15 protein-coding genes and 2 tRNA genes are annotated in these 21,043 nt (G+C 58.7%); 4 read left to right on the top strand and 13 right to left on the bottom strand.

Annotated features, from left to right (window positions below; all coding sequences use genetic code 11):
- Positions 1 to 3: 3 nt before the first annotated feature.
- The 7 genes from D3D01_RS07455 to D3D01_RS07430 form a co-directional block, all read right to left on the bottom strand.
- Positions 4 to 4,131 (bottom strand): Eco57I restriction-modification methylase domain-containing protein, encoded by a 4,128-nt coding sequence (locus D3D01_RS07455; protein ID WP_121511770.1) that lies wholly within the window; start codon positions 4,129 to 4,131, stop codon positions 4 to 6.
- Between the two features lie 653 nt (positions 4,132 to 4,784).
- Entirely contained in the window at positions 4,785 to 5,384 is a 600-nt protein-coding gene (locus D3D01_RS07450) for a site-specific integrase (RefSeq protein ID WP_121511769.1), read from the bottom strand.
- A gap of 563 nt (positions 5,385 to 5,947) precedes the next feature.
- On the bottom strand, positions 5,948 to 7,174 hold the full coding sequence (locus D3D01_RS23415) for a hypothetical protein (protein WP_147439902.1): 1,227 nt from the start codon (positions 7,172 to 7,174) through the stop codon (positions 5,948 to 5,950).
- Positions 7,175 to 7,403: 229 nt separating this feature from the next.
- Entirely contained in the window at positions 7,404 to 9,449 is a 2,046-nt protein-coding gene (locus D3D01_RS07445; RefSeq protein ID WP_121511768.1) for a minichromosome maintenance protein MCM, read from the bottom strand.
- A 211-nt stretch (positions 9,450 to 9,660) separates the two neighbouring features.
- Positions 9,661 to 10,230: a hypothetical protein gene (locus D3D01_RS07440; protein WP_233563267.1), complete on the bottom strand. Its 570-nt coding sequence runs from the start codon at positions 10,228 to 10,230 to the stop codon at positions 9,661 to 9,663.
- Between the two features lie 69 nt (positions 10,231 to 10,299).
- Positions 10,300 to 10,373: transfer RNA gene (locus D3D01_RS07435), tRNA-Phe, on the bottom strand.
- 559 nt (positions 10,374 to 10,932) lie between these two features.
- Positions 10,933 to 11,006 (bottom strand) — tRNA-Val (locus D3D01_RS07430).
- Between the two features lie 97 nt (positions 11,007 to 11,103).
- Here D3D01_RS07430 and D3D01_RS07425 point away from each other — a divergent pair.
- Positions 11,104 to 11,670 (top strand): DUF192 domain-containing protein, encoded by a 567-nt coding sequence (locus D3D01_RS07425; RefSeq protein WP_121511766.1) that lies wholly within the window; start codon positions 11,104 to 11,106, stop codon positions 11,668 to 11,670.
- A 39-nt stretch (positions 11,671 to 11,709) separates the two neighbouring features.
- The gene (locus D3D01_RS07420) at positions 11,710 to 13,629 is read left to right on the top strand and encodes an ABC transporter ATP-binding protein (RefSeq protein ID WP_121511765.1); all 1,920 of its coding nucleotides are present in this window, start codon (positions 11,710 to 11,712) and stop codon (positions 13,627 to 13,629) included.
- Positions 13,630 to 13,874: 245 nt separating this feature from the next.
- On the opposite strand, the gene D3D01_RS07415 is transcribed toward D3D01_RS07420, so the two are convergent.
- A complete protein-coding gene (locus tag D3D01_RS07415) occupies positions 13,875 to 14,306 on the bottom strand; it encodes a hypothetical protein (RefSeq protein WP_198560190.1) in 432 nt (143 codons plus the stop codon).
- Positions 14,307 to 14,444: 138 nt separating this feature from the next.
- Between D3D01_RS07415 and D3D01_RS07410 the strand changes: the two genes are divergently transcribed.
- Positions 14,445 to 14,885 (top strand): hypothetical protein, encoded by a 441-nt coding sequence (locus tag D3D01_RS07410; RefSeq protein ID WP_121511764.1) that lies wholly within the window; start codon positions 14,445 to 14,447, stop codon positions 14,883 to 14,885.
- Between the two features lie 5 nt (positions 14,886 to 14,890).
- Here the strand turns inward: D3D01_RS07410 and D3D01_RS07405 are convergent, their stop codons facing one another.
- The 3 genes from D3D01_RS07405 to coxB are packed head-to-tail and all read right to left on the bottom strand — an operon-like array spanning position 14,891 to position 18,535.
- Positions 14,891 to 15,157, bottom strand: a complete 267-nt coding sequence (locus tag D3D01_RS07405; RefSeq protein ID WP_121511763.1) for a cytochrome C oxidase subunit IV family protein — start codon at positions 15,155 to 15,157, stop codon at positions 14,891 to 14,893.
- Positions 15,158 to 15,161: 4 nt separating this feature from the next.
- Positions 15,162 to 17,726 carry a cbb3-type cytochrome c oxidase subunit I gene (locus D3D01_RS07400; RefSeq protein ID WP_121511762.1) on the bottom strand — a complete coding sequence of 855 codons (2,565 nt, stop codon included), beginning with the start codon at positions 17,724 to 17,726 and terminating at the stop codon, positions 15,162 to 15,164.
- Positions 17,723 to 18,535: a cytochrome c oxidase subunit II gene (coxB, locus tag D3D01_RS07395; protein ID WP_121511761.1), complete on the bottom strand. Its 813-nt coding sequence runs from the start codon at positions 18,533 to 18,535 to the stop codon at positions 17,723 to 17,725. Before coxB ends, D3D01_RS07400 begins: the two co-directional genes overlap by 4 nt.
- Positions 18,536 to 18,651: 116 nt before the next feature.
- Between coxB and D3D01_RS07390 the strand changes: the two genes are divergently transcribed.
- Positions 18,652 to 19,176 (top strand): DUF6789 family protein, encoded by a 525-nt coding sequence (locus D3D01_RS07390; RefSeq protein WP_101351102.1) that lies wholly within the window; start codon positions 18,652 to 18,654, stop codon positions 19,174 to 19,176.
- 167 nt (positions 19,177 to 19,343) lie between these two features.
- On the opposite strand, the gene D3D01_RS07385 is transcribed toward D3D01_RS07390, so the two are convergent.
- Positions 19,344 to 19,784, bottom strand: a complete 441-nt coding sequence (locus D3D01_RS07385) for a DUF5790 family protein (protein ID WP_121511760.1) — start codon at positions 19,782 to 19,784, stop codon at positions 19,344 to 19,346.
- A gap of 105 nt (positions 19,785 to 19,889) precedes the next feature.
- Positions 19,890 to 20,996 (bottom strand): hypothetical protein, encoded by a 1,107-nt coding sequence (locus D3D01_RS07380; RefSeq protein WP_121511759.1) that lies wholly within the window; start codon positions 20,994 to 20,996, stop codon positions 19,890 to 19,892.
- Positions 20,997 to 21,043 lie beyond the last annotated feature (47 nt).

The raw sequence follows: 21,043 nt of genomic DNA, 5'->3' as shown, positions 1-21,043 counted from the left end.
AAATCACTCACTGACCGCTTCTTCCACAATCTCGATTTCCTCGTCGGTCAACCCGTACAGTTCGTAGACGATCTCGTCTATCAGGTCGTCCGTCCGCTCGATCTTCTCTTCCAGTTCCTCGGCCCGTGCCTTCGTCTCGATATAGCTCTCCAGCCCATCCCGAACCTCATCGACGGCCGGCAGCGTGAGCTGACGGAGCCGATCAACCAGCGAGTTAGTTTTCGTCGCCGTCTCACGGAAGCCAGCGAAGCCACCGGCCTCGTCGACGGCGACTGGGACGAACGCCTCGATCAGATCGGCCTCTGTTTCGGTGAGGTCAGTAATCCGTAGCGCCGGCAGCGGTTCAGTCTCTTTGTATCCCCACTGGTCGGTTTCGTGGGCGTCCTCGTCGTCGGGCTTGTACCGCGCCGTGAGCTGGATTTCGATTGTGCTGTCGGACTCACGGACAATGCTGGCCTCACCTACGCGAAGATTCGGTCTTTGCTCGGTAGTCTGCTGGAGAATTGAGTCTGCAGAGCCTTCGGGTGGTTGGGTGAGACCTACATCGGCGAGAGTGGGGCCGTCGGAGTACGAGCCGAGGTGGTCCTGGAGATTACGATTCAATCTCCGCTCTTGGTCTATCTGTTTGATTATCTCTCCTACATGGTCTTCGAGTTCTGAACTCGGGTCCGTTGGAACCGGGAACTCAGAGAGATGAACAGTACGATATTCCAGATATCCTCCTCGGACGCTGGAAAGCTTGTTTTCTGCCCAAAACTCGCCGAGAGTCGAATTAAGTATCCCGACCAAGCGATGGTCCTCAACTGGGATTATGAAGCATTTGTTGTTAGTATATCTTCCTTCCAAATCCAAGCTGAACCGCGGACCATCTGATATTTCGGGATAGACTATTTTTTTGGAGGCGAATTTTTCATAGTAATCGCAAGGCCGAAGTTCCCACCAACAATCGCCTCGATCGTATCGGGAGCTTGCCTCCTCACGGTACCCACGCAGATGGTCCGCTAATCCAGGATATTCAGACTCAAACCACTCCCAAGCCGCGGATTCTGATTCTATATCTGACGCGGATCGTGTCCATCCGGATGGCACTCTGATAAGATAGCGTTCAGAAAAACCCGCCAAATATCGCATCGCATCGTCACCCTTCATTAATGGGAAAATGAAACGCTCTGAGCCAGGATCTTGATCCAGAATTCGGTCTTTGGTGTCCTTGTCGATTATAAATGCGTCATTCAATCCTGTTTTGATACCCCACAGAATCTCTTCATCAATATACTCTGTCAGAGGGGCTCCGGTAGAAGAAATCTTATTGAACAAATCAATTGATTCCGGGTCTGAGAGCGACCAAGATGTCTGCTCCAAGAGTTTCTGATCAACTTGAGCACTCTTTTTGTCTATTTCACTTCTCAGGTCAGAGAACCCAAGCGTATCAATCTCCGCTGCAGTGACCTTGTGTCCGTCCGGCGGCTGGTTTCGCTCGAATATGATAATCATTGGGTATGCAGAGACAGAGGTGCCAAAGACTGGCAAATCATGGAAGTCACATAACGACTGGAGCCGTGTCTGCTTAGATAGGAACTCGCGGAGCGGTTGGCCATACTCTGCCCTGGTGAATTTGTTCGAAACAATGAAGCCAAGCTGGTCACCTTGACTCAAGAGTTCGTATCCCCGCTCGATGAAGTAAGCATATAAGTCTGCTACAGACGAGTAGACTTCATAATTCCCAGAGAGGAACTCTTTGACACCTTGGAGTTGTTCCTGTCGTACATACGGTGGGTTCCCAATCACCGCATCGAATCCAGCCCCATCCAACCTCTCCCCATCCTCCCCGAAGAACACCTCTGGGAACTCCAATTCCCAGTGAAAGAAATCCTCGTCGGCAGCCATCTTCTGCGCAGTCACAAACCAGTCTTCACCACGGATGACGTCCCACTCGGCTTCGTCCTCAATCGCCCCGGCCATGTCTTCGTACACACCGTTGGGCACGTCCAGCCCGAATTGCTCGGCCGTATGTACGTTCGCAACCTCGAACAATCGCTGGTAGAGCGGGTCCTCTCGGATCTCGCCGTACAGCTCTTCCATAGACTTGATGTCCGCTAGCTCGTCGTTGTCGATAGCCAGCAGGTCCTGCATCAGGTCCATTACATGCTCTAAAGTCTGCTGTCGGGCGCGAGCAAACGCCTGTCCGAGCGTTAGCTGGCCACCATTCTCTTCGATATCGTCACTCAGAACTTTCGTAATATCCGACCCCACCAGTGAGTTCCCGGTCTTCAGATGGTGGTCCAAGAAGGCCAGTGGCTTGTCAGCGGCCAGCGTCTCCAGCCACATCGAGAGCTTCCCCAGCTCGACTGCCATGCCGTTCACGTCAACGCCGTAGATACATTCCTTAGCGATAGTGCGACGAATTTCTTGTTCGTCACGTCCCTGTTTTTCTTGTTCACGAACAATCTCCATCACCTGCTCAGTTAGATATCCTGTGGCCCTCGTGAGGAAGTGTGCACTTCCCATTGCTGGGTCGAGTAGCTTGAGTTCCTGAACCTGTCGATAGAAGCGACCAAAGTATGCCTGATCACTCGGTTCTAGTCCATCTGCTTCCAACTCCGATTTGATATCGTCGAGTAGCGGATCGACAGTCTCCTCGACGATGTAGCTCACCACGTAATCGGGGGTGTAGTATGCACCAGTGGCCTTCCGCTCGCCGTCGTCGTTGACGACGTACAGCTCCCCCTTCTCGACCGTCTCGACGGCGTCGGCCACACTCACCTCTGTTCCGGGCTTCCAGACCTGCCCGCCGTCCTCGGAAACCGCAGCGTAGGGCTCTGAAGCGATACGGAACTCATGTTCTAGCAGCCCCTCGTAGATGCTTCCCAGGTGGCGCGTGTCCAGGTCGGCGTAGTCGGCCATAACCGGATTTCCGTCCTCTCCCTCGGTTGTCCCAAGCCGATGAATCACCTCTGCGATGTAGCGGTCTGCAACCTCGTTCTCAGCCAGGAATTCGTGGCTCTCGTCGTCGAAGAGTCCGCCGTTGTAGGGTGGAATCCCCAGCGCTTCCTTCCCTTCGTCGACGAGCCCGAAGAGGTCCTGTAGCTGTCCCCAAATCTGAGTCGCGTAGCCGCTGTAATCGTCGTAGGAATCTCCAGAAGTGATGTCTTCGTGAATCTCCAGCCGAATCTGGTCGAGGCTAAAGTGCTCCTCGAATTCTGCCTGTGCGCTCGGATCGTCGGGGTGAATTAGACCCCGTGACTCGGCGTAAAGGATGAACATCAACCGATACAGCAACACCAGAGATTGCTCTTTCAGCTCCTCGCGGGCATCCTCATCGTCCGGGTCGATATCGAGATCGTTTGTGTGGATGAACCCCTCACCGAGCACCCGCAACGCGGTAAAGACGTTGTCCTGCAGATCCTCACCGAGTTCCTGTGCTGCGGTCTCCGACTCGTTCCAGACCGTATCGAGGAACGATGTACCGGCTACCTCACGGAACGCTGCTGGTCGGAAGAAGGTGTAGAAGTATTTGAATTGCTCCAGATCCCCGGACTCAAGCAGCTCTGGAAGGTCGACTTCGTAGTATATCTCGGTCGCGTAGTCCTTGGTCCCGTAGAGCCGCCATTTCTTGCCGTCGGTGAGAATCCCCCATTTCAGCCGCTCCGGCGTGTGCTCCAGGTAATACTTGATCTGGTGGGAGGCGTCCCTGTAGGACCGCTGTTCGTTGAACCGCTTGGTGAAGTCAGCATCCCACTGTTTCGCTTCTAAGACGGCCGATGCGAGCCCGTACATCGCTTCGGTCTCTCCGTCTCGCTTTCGTTTGGCGGCATCACGCCGCTTCTCACCTGATTCAAAGAGAAGTCGGTCGTTGTACCCGCCACTGTTGGGAAGCGTCGGCTCTGATAGTGTACCGAACCCGAGGATATCCAGCACTTCGTCGATCCACGAATCGAGAAGCTCGTCCTCCTTGTAGGAACTGACGAGCTCTCCTTCTAGGTCCCACAACTGCTGAAGTGCCTCAAACGCTTCTTGCGCTTCGTCGTCGCAGTCCCATTCCTCAAGATCGTCAATCCGTTCATCAAGGTAGTAGCCAGAGAAGAGGCTCGAATTGCGGTAGGGCGTTGAGCCGAGGGTAGCCTGACTCATAATGAAGTGGTAAATAGACAAATCGACGTAGTAATCAATCTAGGGGATGCCTCACCGCTATCGAGCGGTCGAATCCACACTGTACAGAGCGACTACCAGAGACCACCTGTCAGAAGGGCACCTTAGCCGTTGCTCGTATTGCTCGATCTTCGCTGCTTCAGGGCGCTCTATCCCCTAATATCGCTGGTCGCTAGCCTCGGTGCGCTGGAAGCAGGGAAAATCACCGCTTCTAATCGTGCTCTCAAGCGAAGATTCTCGTTGCTTGAGGGCCCTGATGCATCGCTTCTCGCTGGTCGTGACCGCCGATGTACGAGAGCAAGGGGTAGGTGGAGTAGAGGGGCCCTTTCGAGGGTGGTCGTTGCCTGCTCTTTTCATTCGAGTCAAAACAAGCAGCAGTTGTAGCGTGCTTAACCGCTGGTAGCTTTCGCGCTTGAGCTCTGCTTGAAGGTCCTCTATTCCTCAAATTCTGGTCGTGATCTTCCGACCAGCACCGAGCACCCCCTCAAAGGGCCCTTTTCGCCTGCTCGCTCTATCGCTTGAAGGCATGCCTGAGGGCGGTCTACTGCTGCTTTTCGCTGGTCGATATATTCGCGGTTCGAAGAGCACGCTCGACGGTCCCCTATCACCCCTTGCTCCCCACTCCACCGCGGTCGTTACGCTAGCCGGGATTCTTCGAACTCTCGATTCACTACCTCTGCTGTGGGTGCATTCAGGTACGGTTCCACAGCCGAGAATGACGACCACCCGCCGACTTCCATCACCACTCTGGGGTTCATCCGCTCGCGCACCAGCAAGGTCTGGGCGTAGTAGCGCCGGAGATCGTGACTCGATAGCTTCTGCCAGTCGGTGTCGCCAGTTTCCTCTGCGACCCGCTCGGCGGTGGCTTTGACCCGCCGCTGGACCGACCGCTCGCTAAGATCGATGATTGGTTCGTCGCGGTTGATGTCCTCGACGTTGGCGTACCGGAGCAGTTCACTCTCGACTTGCTCGGGGAGGTAGGCGTCGCGGGGCTTCCCACCGCTACCTTCAGTGTCCTTCCCCTGGGGAACACGGAGCCGGGCATGCTCGTTGACGTGCTTGATGTGCTCCGGATGGATCTGTGGTATTTCGAAGGACCGAAGCCCGACTTCGCCGCCGAGTTGGATGATGAGCGAATCCCGGTAGCTCCCCGCACTCTGCTTGAGGGTCTTGTACTCGTCCGGCGTCAGCCAGCAGCGATACGAGTGGTGGTTCTCGTTGCGCTCGATACGCATGGATAGTTCTCAATGACAAGTCCGACATCATAAACCACCGTTTGGGTCGAAGAAGTCAGCTATAGCCCGATATGACGGGTTCCGTGTCGTAGTTCTTGGTCAACAGCGACGCTGACAGCCGCAGACAGATATCTCTAGAACCATAGCGGACCGGGGAAAGAGGGGAACTCGCATCAGGCCGATCCCGATGTATGCAATGGCCGCCACCGCAACCGCAACCGTGGGCGACAACACGGCACTTGCTTTCGTAATCGATGCAACCAGGCCAGAGGTGATAATTCCCATACTCATATTTTGAATCGTTAAGAGTATTCGGCGAACTGTACTGGAGGTGTGATTCCCGCATCCGCAGTGATTCCCCTCTGAGGATTCGAACCTCGGGTACCAGGGTTCACACCTTTTAGCAGTTGCCGACTAGCCTGCCTGTCACATGTTTTATCGTACAGGCTGCAAAATTAAAATCATTCCGTTGAATATCGCTCTACATCGCGTCCATCTCGGCTTTCTTCAACAACTTCGCCAAGCCTGACCAAATAGTAGCATACAGAATCTCTTCGTTCAAGCTAGATTGGTAGTCCTTCATCTAATGATAGTGACAGATGTGGGTGTTTAGATTCATACGTCGACATACTGCCTCCTTCTTCCACTATCATGCCTATGTCTAGCAAGTGTTCAATATAGTTCTGAGTCATCTCAAATACTGCTTCCTTGCTCACACCACCCTTGGCTTTGGGATATCTCTCTGTGAAGTCGTCCCATCCGAAGTCAAGTAATTCTGGCTCTGAAACTCCATCATTTCGAAGTAGATGATGAAAGAGCGGTTGAAGTACTAAACAGGCATACTCCTCAATCTTATTGCTTGCTTCAGGATAGATCGAGGACACGTATACCAACTGAATACCACCTCTTATTCTTTCAATGTACTCGTCAGGTATACGATCAGATTTGATTTTCTCTTCGGTAATCCCCCTGTATTCAGCGCTCCCGAGTATCCGATCATACTTTTCTCCATCAATTTCCGTTCCATCTTTAGTTTTAATTGGAGGTATATATCGGAAGTTGCTCTTAACATTCAGATATTCAAGATACCTTTCGTACTGACTCAGTTTATTACGGCAGACGAGAGGTTTACCAAATTGAGTCGCTACCCCATCACCGTTTAATACAACTTCTTCTGCCTCTTCGGAGACAAGTGGCGCAACCAATAGTGGTCTGCTGTGAGGATTTTCTCTAGAAGCTGCTCTCAGTGTTTGTTTCTGCACCTTCTTTTTGTCTTTAGTAATATACTCTGTTCCATTATAAACTTCAACTGGGGTGCATTTATCGCCAAATTCAATGAAAACGTCGGGCTCGTAGCTAATTCCCTGCAGTCTGTGGGTCTGATCGCTCTCTGGCAACACATGATATATCAGATTGTCATAATCTGAGCTGACATCACAAAGAGCCGCATAAGCAACCAACTCACCAAACTTCCCAACTTCGTCTAACAAATCGTAATAGCCGTCCACACAATTTCTCATTATCTGACTAATTTCCCCTCCTTCTTGATTTCTCGTCAGATATTTTCGTCCTTCTATCTCTGTTTGCTCTCCTATTATCCCTGCCTCGTGCAACTCTAGAAGACTTTGACCAACGAAGTCAGGGTAAACTCCTGCACCTCTGAGTTCAAATTCAAGGATTGTCCTCGGCCATGCATACTCCTTATCTAAATGATCGTTCACAGCTCTCTTCACTATTTCAAACGCCCTAGGATTACGTTCACTTGGCGGGCCTCCATTATCCTCACCCATATAAAATATACTTAAACAACACACGTTCCCACGTATAGACCACACTGTACTGGGGCCACCCTTGCATTTTGGATACCTGATTTGGCCGTGTTCTTCAACTCTAATATAATTATTGTCCCAAGAAGACACTATCTCCCTTCATGTGGCGCCCAGACGATGTTTGGCGATTTTAATATGCCTTCAAGACAGACTCAACCAGAATCCCAACAGAACATAACCGCTCTATGTATTATGCTCTCCTAAGCTCTCCCTCCATGGAATAGATCCTTCCATTTTCTTTCAGTCTCTTCACATCATGTCTCAATGACTCTTCATTGATTTCTTCTCTATTCATCATTTTTTCTATTGTCGCCCCATCCAGCTCTTCTACGAGAGCAAGCACAGTCTCACGTCGTTCACGCTGACTCTTCGACTGCCCTGTCTCGATGATATCCGCATCAAACTCACCGCTCTCCGGATCATATCCGACCTGCTTCATCGATTTCGTCACCAACCTAATCGCCCGCTCCACGTCCTCCAGTTCCACAGTATCTGATAGACGAACCCGAGCACTCGACTCTGCGAGCCGCTGTATCGCCTCGACCTTGCGGAACGTCACCGGAATAGGCGAGTCATCGTCTTGCTCACCAGCCCCAGCTCGGAACTCGACGAAGAACTGTTTCAGTCGCTCCGCTACTTCCTCGTCCTCGATAATAGGTTGACAGGTCTGCTTCGCGTGAGCGACGTAGGCCCGCATCACCGACCGGTCTATCGCGGGTGCGACCCGCTGCTGTTCCTCGTCACTCAGCTCTTCACCCCGGGTGTGACGGCCTGCAGCCTGCCGGCTCTGGACCATGTGCTCGACGACATCGGCATCGTCCTCCCGGTCAGGCTCGTCGGACACCATGAACATCAGGTCGAACCGGGAGAGAAGCGTCGGACCCATGTCGATTTGCTCCCCTTTCGGTCGGTAGCGCTCGAAGCGGCCGTCCTTCGGATTCCCCGCTGCAAGCAACGAAGTCCGGGCGTTTAGCGTCGCGTTGATACCGGCCTTGTTGACGTGGACCTGCTGGCTCTCCAGAGCGTCGTGCATCGAGGACACCGCGTCGGACTGCATCTTGTCGATTTCGTCGACGCAGGCGATTCCGCCGTCGGCAAGCACCAGCGCCCCAGCTTCTAACCCCCATTCCGTATCTCCGAAGTCGTCAGATACCGCCGCTGCCGTCATTCCCGCCGCCGTCGCTCCCTTCCCGGAGGCATACGTCGACCGTGGGGCTATCTGGTCGACGTAGCGGAGGAAGGTGGACTTCCCACAGCCGGGGTCACCGAGGAGGAGCATGTGCCAGTCGCCACGGTCGCGGCTGCCGTCCGGATACTCGTGGGCCCAGCCGCCGAAGAGCTGCAGCGCGACGGCCAGCTTGACGTGTTCGTCGCCCCGGTGTTTCGGGTTGATCGAGTCGATGAGTAGCTGGTACGGGTCCCCGTGTTCTCCGCTGGCGATGGCTTCGATTTCGTCGAGGTGGTCGTCGACATCGACATCATCGTAGTCGCTCTCTTCTTTCACGACTGAACGCGCGTCGAGGTTCGTGTCGAAGTCGAGCCCCTGGTCGGCTCCGGGCTCTTCGATGTCGAGAATCCCGGTCAAAACCACCCTGTCGCCGGCGTCGAAGCCTTCGATCAGGTCGTCTTCTAGGTGTGCGTCGACGCTTTGCGCCTCTCCACCGTTCGTCTTCTCGGGTGGCTGCTGGATACGGGCGTACTGGTGATCAATCCAGCTACTGGCATTCGCATCGAGCGAGAAGGGGCCCTGTCGCTCACACCCCTGGCACTCGTGCGGCTCTTCCAGACTCTCGCCGTGCTGTGGAATCTCGGTTTGGGTCCCACACCGTTGGCATTCATACACCGCTTCTGTGAGGCGCGGCTTCACGTCGGACACTTTCTGCACCTGTCCCCGGATATCGAGCAGCTGCCCGATGTTCTCGTGGCGGGAGACTTCAGAGGGGTCGAAGACGTGCATCTCCGGGAGATTGTAGATGCGTACGTGGGCGTCGTTGAGTTCGACTGCTATCGGCAAATCGTACAGACGGAGTGCTTCCTCCAAGTGTTCCTGCAGTTCCTTCGGATGGTTCCGCACGTCATCGGCAATACCCGGGTCGAACCGGTACAGGTCGTCGTAGTCGACGTGGAGCGATTTCTGTTCTCGGGGGTAGCGTTGTGCGAGCTGTGCGATCTCTTCCGAGTAGTAGTCTCGGAAGAATTGTATCAGTTCTTCGGTGAGTTCGTGATTTTGGGGCATCGTTGATTTCTGTGAAGTCTTCACAACAGCCGCGACGGCTGTTGATTCGTCTTGACTGCGAGCGGTGCGAGCGGTTTGCGAGCGTACTAACAGCTAATCGATAGTTGTTTACACAACCGTCCTACCCTGCAAACTCTAAGGTTTCAGACGGTTTCGCTCAGAGTGGACCAATCCGGAGGGGGCTTCCCCCATCGCATCTGTTGTGAGGACTTCACAGATTCTCGCCCTCCTGGTCAGCCGTGTACTTGCGGGGGAGACTCCCGGCGTCGAGATCGAGCCGCAGCTCCCCGTTCGAGTACTGGAGTGCACCGCCATCGATCAATCGGGCCGCGCGCTCCATGTCCCGGTAGATCGTCGTCCGGTCGATGTTAGGGTAGTGGAGCGCTTCCTCGGCTTCGTCGCGGTCCACGGTCGCTGCAGGCGGCTCGTCGCGCCGCTCACGCGCTTTCGCCGCGCGGTGCAGGTGCTGGACCAACGTGACCGCGCGCTGCTTGCCAGACATCTTGTCGGCGTTCTCGACGACTTCCAGAATGTCGGTGCGCGCATCGAGGCGCGCAACCTCTGCCTCTAGTTTGTCGATGCGTTCGTCACGCGCTGCTAGCTCATCCTCTAGCTCTTCGCGTTCCTCGCGCTCGTCGTGAAGCTCCTCACGGAGCCCGGAGACTTGCGTCGAAAGGGCGTCGAGCCGTGCTTCCAGCGCTTGAACGGTGGTTTCGAGGCTCTCCTCTCTGGGGTTCTCGCTGGGAGAAGTGCCCTCGCTGTCGGGGTTCGAATCGGTCACGCCGACCACCCCCTGACAGACCCCCGGCTAAGGGGGGTTGTCTTTTGGGCATCTAAACCGAGAAGGGTATGCCGCCTCCCGGATTTGAACCGGGGACAGCTCGATCTTCAGTCGAGTGCTCTCCCAGTCTGAGCTAAGGCGGCGTGCACTCCAAGCGATGACGAGGGTAGAAAAAAGCATTTCGAAAGCGGGCGCAGATTATGTGGTATCGACGAGTGGTTCGGCCGCCGATTACGGGAGAAACAGGTCCGCGCTGTCGAACGTCTCGCCACAGTCGTCACATTCGTACTCAGTACCATTGGTCGTTGAGACGTGCCCGCTACAGGCCGGACACGTCGAGCCGTCTATCATGCCACGCACTACCACTACTCCGGATATATGGGTTACGGGCGACTATCAATCGAGATAGAGGGCCTGATATTGGGAGTTGGCGGCTGCGCGTGGGCGCTTGCCCCGCTGGAGTTCAAACTGAGGCCGAAAGCGGCGAGGCGTAGCTGGCTCTACCACAACTGAGCTTGGAATTGAATGCCCCAAGGAACCCAGTTGTTCCGGGGCGCCCTCGTGAGCGAAACGAACGAGGGCTCGGGAGAGTAGTGCCCTCTCGGTGGAGTCGAACCGACGGAAGACTCACTGCGTTGCGCGCGACTGGCAAGAATCGAATCCACTGAGACCGTCCGCTCTTCACGTCCGTTCGTCGCAGGATGGGTCCGGGCGGATTCGAACCACCGGCCTCGGCCTTGTAAAGGCCACGTCATAACCAACTAGACCACGGACCCGTACTCCACCGTTTTCCATCGGCAGGAATAACGCTTTCTCTCTCAGTCGACAGTGGGCACCGACAGTATTACCCACGGCCTGCCCCTCACACGGAGTATGCAACGCCCTGCCGTGGTTGTCCTGGGAGCCGTCGGGCTTCTCGTCGCCGCCGCCGTGGTCCTCCAGACCGGGCTCTGGGTCGACGTGCTGGGGACCGGCGAGTACAAGGAGGGGACGGTGACGGTTCGAGAGGGAGCGGCGACGACACCGACCGGGACGGACGCTTCGACGCCGGAGACGACCGTCGCGGTACGTGAAGACAACGCTGGGGAACCACTGGGCACGGTCGAGGTTCGCATCGCACAGACGTTCAATCAGCGCTATGTCGGACTGAGCGAGACCGAGTCACTCGGTCCTGACGAGGGAATGCTGTTCGTCCACGACGAGGCGGGCCAGCACGCCTACGTCATGCGGAACATGTCGTTCCCGCTCGATATCATCTTCATCGACGCTAACGGCACTATCACAACGATCCACCACGCGCCGCTCCCGCCGGAGGGCGAACAGTACAGCGCGGAGTATCCGGGCTATGGGAAGTACGTCCTCGAAGTGAACCGCGGGTGGACAAACCGAACCGGCGTCGAGGTCGGCGACCGGGTCGACCTGCCGCCCGAAGCCACGTAGCCCGACGACCTTTTGCGGGTTCGGCCCCTGAATTCGATAATGGATTTCGACGCGGGTTCGGACGACGACGTGTTCGAGGACGCCAGGGAACGCGTCGACCGGCCGATGCTCAGACTGTTCACCGGCTACGGCCGGGGGCAGTTGGGGGCGTTCGTTGTCGGCCTCTGCAGTTCTATCGTGGCCCGGATGCTGGACCTGCTGCCGCCCATCCTCCTCGCGCTGGCTATCGACGCCATCTTCCTCCAAGAGACCGAGTACGGGCTCTTCCTGGTTCCCGACGCCTGGATTCCCAGCGGCCAGGGGCCGCAGTTGTGGCTCACGGCCGGCATCATCGCCGCCTCCTTTGGCCTCGGGGCCGTCTTCCACTGGAGTCGGAACTGGGGCTGGAACAAGTTCGCCCAGCACGTCCAACACGCCGTCCGCACCGACACCTACGAGACGATGCAGCGGCTGAACATGGACTTCTTCGCCGACAAGCAGACCGGCGAGATGATGTCGGTGTTGTCAAACGACGTGAACCGGCTGGAGAAGTTCCTCAACGACGGGCTCAACTCCGCCTCGCGGATGATAATCATGGTCGTCGGCATCGCCACGTACCTGTTCTATATGAACTGGCAGCTGGCGCTGGTCGCGTTGCTCCCGGTGCCGCTTATCGCGGTGTTCACCAAGCGGTTCATCGAGACTATCCAGCCGAAGTACGCCGAGGTGCGGTCGACGGTCGGAAAGCTCAATTCCAGACTGGAAAACAACCTCAGCGGCATCCAGATAATCAAGACCGCCAACACCGAACCCTACGAGGCCGACCGCGTCGAGGACTCCTCGGCGGACTACCTCGACGCCAACTGGGACGCCATCGAGACGCGCATCACCTTCTTCCCCGGCCTCCGACTGGTCTCGGGCATCGGGTTCGTCGTCACGTTCGTCGTCGGCGGGCTGATGGTCACCGGGCAGGCACCCGGCCCGCTGACGGCGCCACTCTCCCGCGGGCAGTTCGTCGCGTTCATCATTTACACCCAGCGGTTCGTCTGGCCGATGGCCCAGTTCGGACAGATTATCAACATGTACCAGCGGGCCTACGCCTCCGCCGAGCGCGTGTTCGGGCTGATGGACACGCCTGGCCGCCTCGAAGAGGCCGAAGACGCGCCGCCACTCGCCGTGACCGACGGGCGGGTAGAGTACGATGACGTGACCTTCGGCTACGACAGCGACGACCCGGTGCTCTCGGACGTCTCCTTCGAGGCCGAGGGCGGTGAGACGGTCGCGCTCGTCGGCCCGACCGGCGCGGGGAAATCCACCGTTCTGAAGCTCCTGCTCCGGATGTACGACGTGGACGAGGGCGCAGTCCGCATCGACGGGCAGAATGTGCAAGACGTGCAGATACAGAGCATCCGCCGTGCCATCGGCTACGTCAGCCAAGAAACGTTCCTGTTCTATGGCACGGTCCGCGAGAACATCGCCTACGGAAGCTTCGACGCCACCGACGAGGAGATCGTCGCTGCCGCGGAGGCCGCCGAGGCCGACCAGTTCGTTCGCAATCTCCCCGACGGCTACGACACGATGGTCGGCGAGCGCGGCGTCAAGCTCTCGGGCGGCCAGCGCCAGCGCATCGCCATCGCCCGGGCGATGCTGAAAGACCCCGAAATCCTCATTCTCGACGAGGCGACCAGCGACGTGGACACGGAGACGGAGATGCTCATCCAGCGGTCGCTCGACGACCTGACCGCCGACCGGACCACGTTTGCCATCGCTCACCGCCTCTCGACGGTGAAAGACGCCGACACGATTCTCGTCGTTGAGGACGGCCGCATCGTCGAACGGGGGAGCCATGATGAACTGCTTGCCGCCGACGGCCTCTACGCTAACCTCTGGGCAGTCCAGGCCGGCGAAATCGACGAACTTCCCGAAGACTTCGTCGAGCGGGCGATTCAGCGCCGGGCGCGGACGGATGCCGACGACTGAACCGGCGAGGACTCCTTGTCCGACCCGTCAGTGGTCGGCATTAGCTGATGACTGAAGGGGGAGGACGCTATGTTCGAGCCGTTTGGCTCTGCTGACATCTTATTCTTCAGATGTGGCGTGGCCGACAGCTGGTCGCCGGAAATCAATGCCCCGAGGAATCAGAGTTCTCTTCTGTCACTCTGTCCTGTCGGAACTTGGCGGTGCTAGCTGACCCGCACTCACAGACGACAGCACGCTCCCACAGCTCAGACAGTAGTTCTGCCGCGACCGTCGACTGACCCTCGCGTGACAAACAGATACGAGACGACGAACGAGACTGCAAACAGCGGCGGGAGAGTCAGGGTTTGCGTCATCGGATCTGGCGGCGTGACGAACGCCCCGACGATGAATGCGAGGAGAACAGCAAGCGAGTAAGCAGTAACTATCCGTTCGCGCCGGTCGGCTGGCTCCGAGCGCGACTCCCAGTCGTGTCGGACGTAGCGGACCCAAACGTAGTAGACCAGCCCAAAACCTGTATACAGGAACAGGAACGTCCAGAGAGTTGAGCCGTTACGTGCGCTGGCCTCTGCACGGGCCCAGTAGCCCAGTGCGATGAGATTTCCAACGTAGATGACGGTCGTAAGCGCCAGAGCAGCGCCGATTAAAGACTGTTCAACGGCGAACGGGGCGGATTGCACAGGTCGCAGTCGTTTTCAGATGCGTATAGGCTTTCGGTGAGAGACGCCTCGCTGGTTCAACAATTCAATAGCAAAGACGCCGATTTCTACCCGGCCGAACGCAAACGATTATTACGTGTCATATTGTAATATTATCACATGTCAACCACGTACCTCGCTAGCATGGGACTAATGGGCCCGTTCGTGGTGGCGGTGGTCGCATGGATCGTTCGCGGGCGTGGCTGGTACCAGTACAGTCCGGGAGCGTCGACGAGCGCCCGGTCCACAGCGGGCGAGCGCGAAGACCGCTTCGAGACGTATGCCGACCAGCCGATGGCCTGGGTAGGCGCGTTCGCGGTGCTGGTCGTCGGCCTTCTCGTCGGTGTCGTCGCCTCTATTTCCGGCCCCGTCGAGGTCCAGTCGATAGCGGGGCTGGCGGTCGCTATCGTCGGGGGTGCGGGCCTCTGTGGATACCTGCTGTTCGGCGTGTACCTCTCGGCGACGCGCCGTGGGCACCCCCGCTCGCTGGCGGTCGCCGAGTCTGCGACGGTCGCGGGCGTCCTCTTCCTCATCGCGGTCAGCTTCCAGCTACTGGCCTGACCCCTTCACAGTATCGAGTACGCCGCTGCACCGGTCAACGCGAGCGCAGCGACGGTGCCGCCGAGGACGAGGTACGTGACGGCCCGAGGTTCCCAGCGCAGGTGCTGGTAGTACGCGGCGACGCCGACGGCCTTGATAACCGACAGCACCATGATGAGCGCGAAGGCAACCCAGTAGGCGCTGTCGACGAGGCCGGTGAACTCGACGACTGCCTGTGCGGTTGCGAACACGAACAGTACGACGTATATCGCGGTGTAGCCTTTCCAGTCCATTGTTCTAGAGGATGTAGAAGAGGGGGAACAGGAACAGCCAGACGATGTCGACGAAGTGCCAGTACAGCCCGAAGTACTCGATGGCTCTGTCGTCGCCCTGGTAGGCCCCGTTCCAGGCCCTGACGGTCATGTACGCACAGATGATGAGCCCGATTGTGACGTGGGCCCCGTGCAGTCCCGTCGTCAGGTAAAACGTCGACGACGCGATGTTCGTCGAGAGAGTCCACCCGTTCGGGAACGTCTCTGTGCTGATGTGGAACAGGTGCTGCCACTCCAGTCCCTTGTTGACGAGGAAGCCGACCCCGAGCGCGAACGTCCCGACGAGCGCGGCGACGGTCCCGCGCTTGCTCTCGCGTTCGGCGGCGACCATCGCCAGCACGACGAGGAAACTCGACGTGAGCAACAGGTACGTGTTGATGAGGCCGGGCATCGTCACGTGCTCGGCGGGGATGAGGTCGTTGTGCCAGGCCGTCCAGCCGTAGGCGACCCGGACGAAGGCATAGGAGCCGATGAACGCCCCGAAGAGGACGATGTCGCTCGCCAGGAACGTCCACATCCCGAGCTTCATCTTCTCGACTGACGAGAAGGGCCACCGTTCGGCGATGGCCATCTCGGGCGCGTGGAACGGCTCGCGTGTCAGCCCGACGAGCGAGCCGAACGTCACGAGGCCGCCGACGGCCGCCATCGACAGGTAGAACACGCTCCCAGTCCGCACGCCCGAGAGGCCGAGGAAGGCGAGGAACCCGCCGAGGCTGACGAGGAACGGCCAGAAGCTGGCGTGGCTGGCGTGTTCCTCGCCGCCGACCTCGTGGGCCGGCTCCATCGCGGTGGCCGTCGCTGCGGCTCTGGCCGTCACGGCCCCGCCGTCCGTGGCGGTCCCGCCGTCGGTCGCTGCATGGCCATGCGTTGCGGCTCCGGGCGCGCGGTCGGTCCGCGCCGCCACCGTCTCGTCGTCGAGGAACTCCAGCTTGCCGGTGGCGTAACTGGGGACGCCCGGGAAGTTCTCAAGCGGCGGCGGCGACGACACCGCCCACTCGGCGGAAGTAGCGTACTCCCAGGGGTTCGGGCCGGCGTCCTCCCCGCGCCAGAGGCTGACGAAGAGGTTGTAGAACATGATGAGGAAGCTCGCGCCCAGGATGAACCCGCCGACGGTCGCCATCGAGTGCCATATCTGCAGGCCCTCGGGGTAGACGAACACCCGCCGCGGAGTCTCCCAGGCGATGAACATCGGGAAGTACAGCAGATTGAACCCGAGGAAGTAGACGCCGAACTGTATCTTCCCCAGCCGCTCGTTGTACATCTTCCCCGTTATCTTGGGATACCAGTAGTAGAGGCCGCCGAACAGCGCCGTCGCGCCCGCCACCATCACGTAGTGGAAGTGCGCGACGACCCAGTAGGTCCCGCGGAACTGGTAGTCCAGCACGATAGCCCCGAGGAAGACGCCCGTGATACCACCGATGATGAACAGGATGAGCGCGCCCAGCGAGAACAGGAACGGTGTCGTGAACCGGACCCGCCCCTTCGCCATCGTGTAGATGAGCGAGAACACCATCAGGTCGAACGGCAGGGAGATGCCGATGGTGGTCGCCATGAAGATGGTCTTGATGGGGAGGTTGATGCCGGTCAGGAACATGTGGTGCATCCAGACGACGAAACTCTGGATCGCCACCAGCACCATCGAGATGATGAACCACTTCCGGCCGACGAGTCGTCGGCCTGTGAAGGTCTGGAAGCACTCAGCCATCACGCCCAGCGCGGGGAAGAAGACGATGTACACCTCCGGATGGCCGAAGAACCAGAACAGGTGCGCCCACAAAAGCGACGCGCCGGGGTTGTCCGCGTCGGTCGCCATCGTCGTCCCGTCGATGGAGTACTGGAAGTAGGTCGTCCCGAGGATGTGGTCGGAGGCGAGAATCATCAGCGCGGCCAGCAGCGCCGCGAAGGCAAAGAGCATCATCCAGACGGTGAGGTTGATAGACAGCGAGAAGATGGGGATGTCCCGCATCCGCAGGCCCTCGGCGCGCATGCGGTACATCGTCGTCAGGAAGTTCACCGACCCCAGCGTCACGGCGGCAGTGAACATGATGAGCGCGAGCACGACCGAAGTCGCGCCCAGCCCCTCGCCGGGGATGTAGGCCGGCGTGTTCAGCGGGGCGTACATCGTCCAGCCGCCGGCGAAGGTGGTCCCCTGGAAGAAGGAGACGCCCATCAGGAGCCCTGAGAACAGGTACAGCCAGTACGACAGCGCGTTCAGTCGTGGGAAGGCGAGGTCGTCCGCACCGATTTGCAGCGGGACGAGGTAGTTGGCGAACCCGAAGGCGAACGGCGAGATGAACCAGAACACCATCAGCAGGCCGTGGGTCGACACCGCCTGGTTGTACCCCATCGACCCCAGCAGGTCAGCACCCGAGGAAAGCAGTTCGAGGCGGAACAGCAGGGCCAACACCCCGCCGAAGACGAGGAAGAACAGCGCGGTGATGAGATACAGGACGCCGATGTCCTTGTGGTTGGTCGTGAGGAACCACCGGCTGACCGACGACTTGGGCGGGAGGCCGTGGTCGTGGCTCACGCGCCGACACCTCCTGCGGTCGCGGCGGGCGCGGTGCCCGCGGGCGGCGTTCCGAGACTGGCCGATTCAGTCGCGGTCCCGTTCGCCGCCTGGCCCTCGCTCTGTCCGGCGGTCCCGTTATACCAGTCCCCGTACTCGTCCTGGGAAAGCACGACCACCTCCGCCGTCATCAGCGAGTGGCCGCTGCCACACAGTTCGTAGCACTTGGCGGTGTAGGTCCCCGTCTCGTTGGCCGTGAACCAGGCCGAGGTGTACTGGCCCGGCACGGCGTCGGTCTTGACCCGCACCGCCGGTATCCCGAAGTTGTGGAACACGTCCGTCGAGGTCACCCGTAACCTGACCACCCGGTCCTGTGGCACGTAGAGCGTGTTTGTCGTGTGCCCGTTCGGGTAAATGAAGTCCCAGCCGAAGCGGTACCCCTCGACGTCGATTTCCAGCGCCTCCTCCTGGGCCGGGTCGGGACCCTGCTCGATGTACAGCAGCTGCGAGTACGTCCAGGCGATGAGCGAGACGACGATGATGGCGCTGATGCTAAAGGAGTAAAACACCTTCCGACCGCCCGAACCCCCGGTCGGAAGCTCACCCATCTCGGGCCGCTCGACCTTGTCGGCGTACGGGTCCGTTCCGCTTCCGTCGTCGCGGTACTTGAGCGCGTGGTACATGGTATAAGCCACGACGACCACCCCGACAGCCGTCCCCAGTAGCAGGAACACCTCGAATATCTGGTCGAACACTGCGCTTGGTGCCCTGACGTCGCCACCATGCAAGGGAAACACAATCGCGACAAGTGTTATCATGGGTCTCGGCATTATCTTCATGATTCTTCCCACCCTGTAATAGGTATTGGGGACAGATAGTTGACATATACTCTCCATCCTCGACGTGTGCGAGAACCTTTTTATCCACTGGCATGTTACACCACACCATGGAAGATACGTCATCTGGCGTCGAGGACCCGCCGATCAACGACGACGGTCTCACTGAGGCCGAGGAGTTTGACAGTCTCGCCGGGATTATCGCCGACGGCGTCGTCGGGGCCGCTGGTGGACTAGTCGGGACAGCGATGATGACGGTCGTCTTCCTCATCGCCCAGTCACTGGGCGCGTTCAACCTCGACGACTTTGCCATCCTCACCGAACTCGTGGGTTTGACCGGCTACGTGCCGGAAGTCCTGTTCGGGTTCTTCATTTTCCTCGGCGGCGGCATGTTCCCGTGGCCGCTGCTGTTTGCCTCGCTGAAGGCGTACCTCCCGGGCCAGTCTGACCACGTCAGCGGCGCGTTCTTCGGCGGGGCCATGTGGACTGGGTTTGTCCTCGCCTTCTACACCGGCCAGTCCGGACTCACGCTGGTGCTGTATGCGGTGCTGACGCTGGTCGCGCACGTGGTCTACGGTATCGGCCTCGGCGCGGTGTTCAACTACTTCTCGACCCGCCCGGACTCCATCGTCTGAGTCGCCTCGCTGCTGTGTTCCAGCGAGAGAACGGCGTCGCGACTCCCGCCGTATCGGGCCCGATTACGAGGTGATGCTGGTCGGTCAAAAGTCGCTGGACGACGCGAGTAGCGCGCTGGCTACCGGCGAGAACGTAGCGAGCATACGCCGGAATGTGACTCCCGAACTCAGGCTTCCGCTTCTGCGTCGGCGTCCGCCTCTGTATCCGCCCCGTCGTCGCCCTCGAACTCTTCGAGCGTGCTGCGAAGCTGTGGAATCGTCGCTGTGAGGTCGCCGACCTGCTCGCGAGCGTCGCCGACGTCGTGGATAAGGTCTGCGATAGTCTCAATCTCCTCCGCAAGGTCATCGGCGTCCTCGAAGGCGTCTGCGCGTTCGCCCATCGTGTACCACTTCTTCGCGTCGCGGAGATGGTCCTCGGCATCGCCCACGTCGAGTGCCGTTTTGAGCGAGTTCAGCACACCGAGCGTGTTGTCGGCCTCCACGTCCCAGACAGAATCGGCCTCCGGGAGCGCGTCCCGGGCCTTCGCGAGTGACTCCTCAACATCCGTGCGCATTTCATTGGCCGCCTCGCCGAACAGTTCGTCGTCGTCCAGACTTGACTGACTCATACAGAACGATTGGTGCGGTGATGGATTAAAAGCCCGCCTGAAAGTGAAAGTGAAACCGCAAGACGTGGCCGTCTGGTCAGTCCTGAAACCGAAAAGCCATTGTGGCTACTCGGCTCGGATGTCCGAGCGCACCTCGGGCATCGGGTCCATGTCGGCGTCGATGTCACCCAGTACGAGCATCGCGTAGTACCGGAGGAACGTCGTCAGCGGGACCTGAATGAGCGCACTGAGGACGATGAAAACCAGTCCGCCCAGCAGGCCAATACCGCCGGCCACAACGATTCCGATAGTTCCCTGAACGGCGAGATACAGCCCGAACGCGGCGAGTCCGACGGGAATCGCGACGACGATGAGTGCGATAATACCGAGAATCGCGCTGACGATACCGACACCGATCTGAAGGACGATAGAGAAAAACAGGTAAGCGAGGTACTGCTTCGGGTGGCTTTTTATTGACCCCCAGAGCCGCGACCACCCGGAGAGGACGCCGTCGTTGTCTGCCGTCATCAGCGGAACGACAAACACCGTGGTGAATCCGAAGACGATACCGTATGTTATGGCCAGTACTGCGAACACGGCGATGAACAGTCCCGACAGCGCGAGGACGCTCGACGCCCCGACGTTTGCGGCATCACCACCGAGCACCAGGAAGAACCCGGCCGCACCGATCACGAGGGCGATGCCGAGCCAGATAATCCCGAGGACCAGCCGAAACAGGAGCAGCCGTATGCCGTCCCCGACGTGTTCGCTGAAATACCGGCGGACGTGTATCTCGCGGTCGATAAGCGCCTGCGTTAACACGAACTCCATGAAGTTACTCAGGATACCGTATGCGAGCCCCAGCAGGATGAACAGGCCGATAATGGCGAACACGAGGAGCCCGGCCCCGGCGAGTAGCTCGTCCGGCGCGCCGGACGGGACGCCGGGTTCGGAGACCTGTCTCGTGAGGTCCCCCGGCAGGGACAGCACAGCTTCAAGCGGCGCGGTCAGCTGAAACCCGCCTCCCGGGCCGCTGGGGCCGCTTGGCCCGCCGTTCCCACCGAAATCACCGAAGTTGCTGAACGACTGGACGTTGTTCAGCCCGACACCGCCGCCACCGATGAAGAACACGACGAACGCCATTCGGAGCCACGTCCATCTCTCGAACGGGAACAGAAACGACTTCGTCGCGTCGATTGCGTCGTCGATATCGTCGACTGCGTGGAGGGCCATATCGGAAGTCTCACACTCCTCTCTGGTAAAATTTTCGGGGCTGTGTC

Origin of the sequence: Haloarcula sp. Atlit-7R (genome assembly GCF_003666065.1) — an archaeon.
Classification (GTDB): Archaea; Halobacteriota; Halobacteria; order Halobacteriales; family Haloarculaceae; genus Haloarcula; species Haloarcula taiwanensis.
The sequence above is the reverse complement of the archived record's forward strand: the minus strand, read 5'-3'. Positions and strand labels throughout refer to the sequence as shown.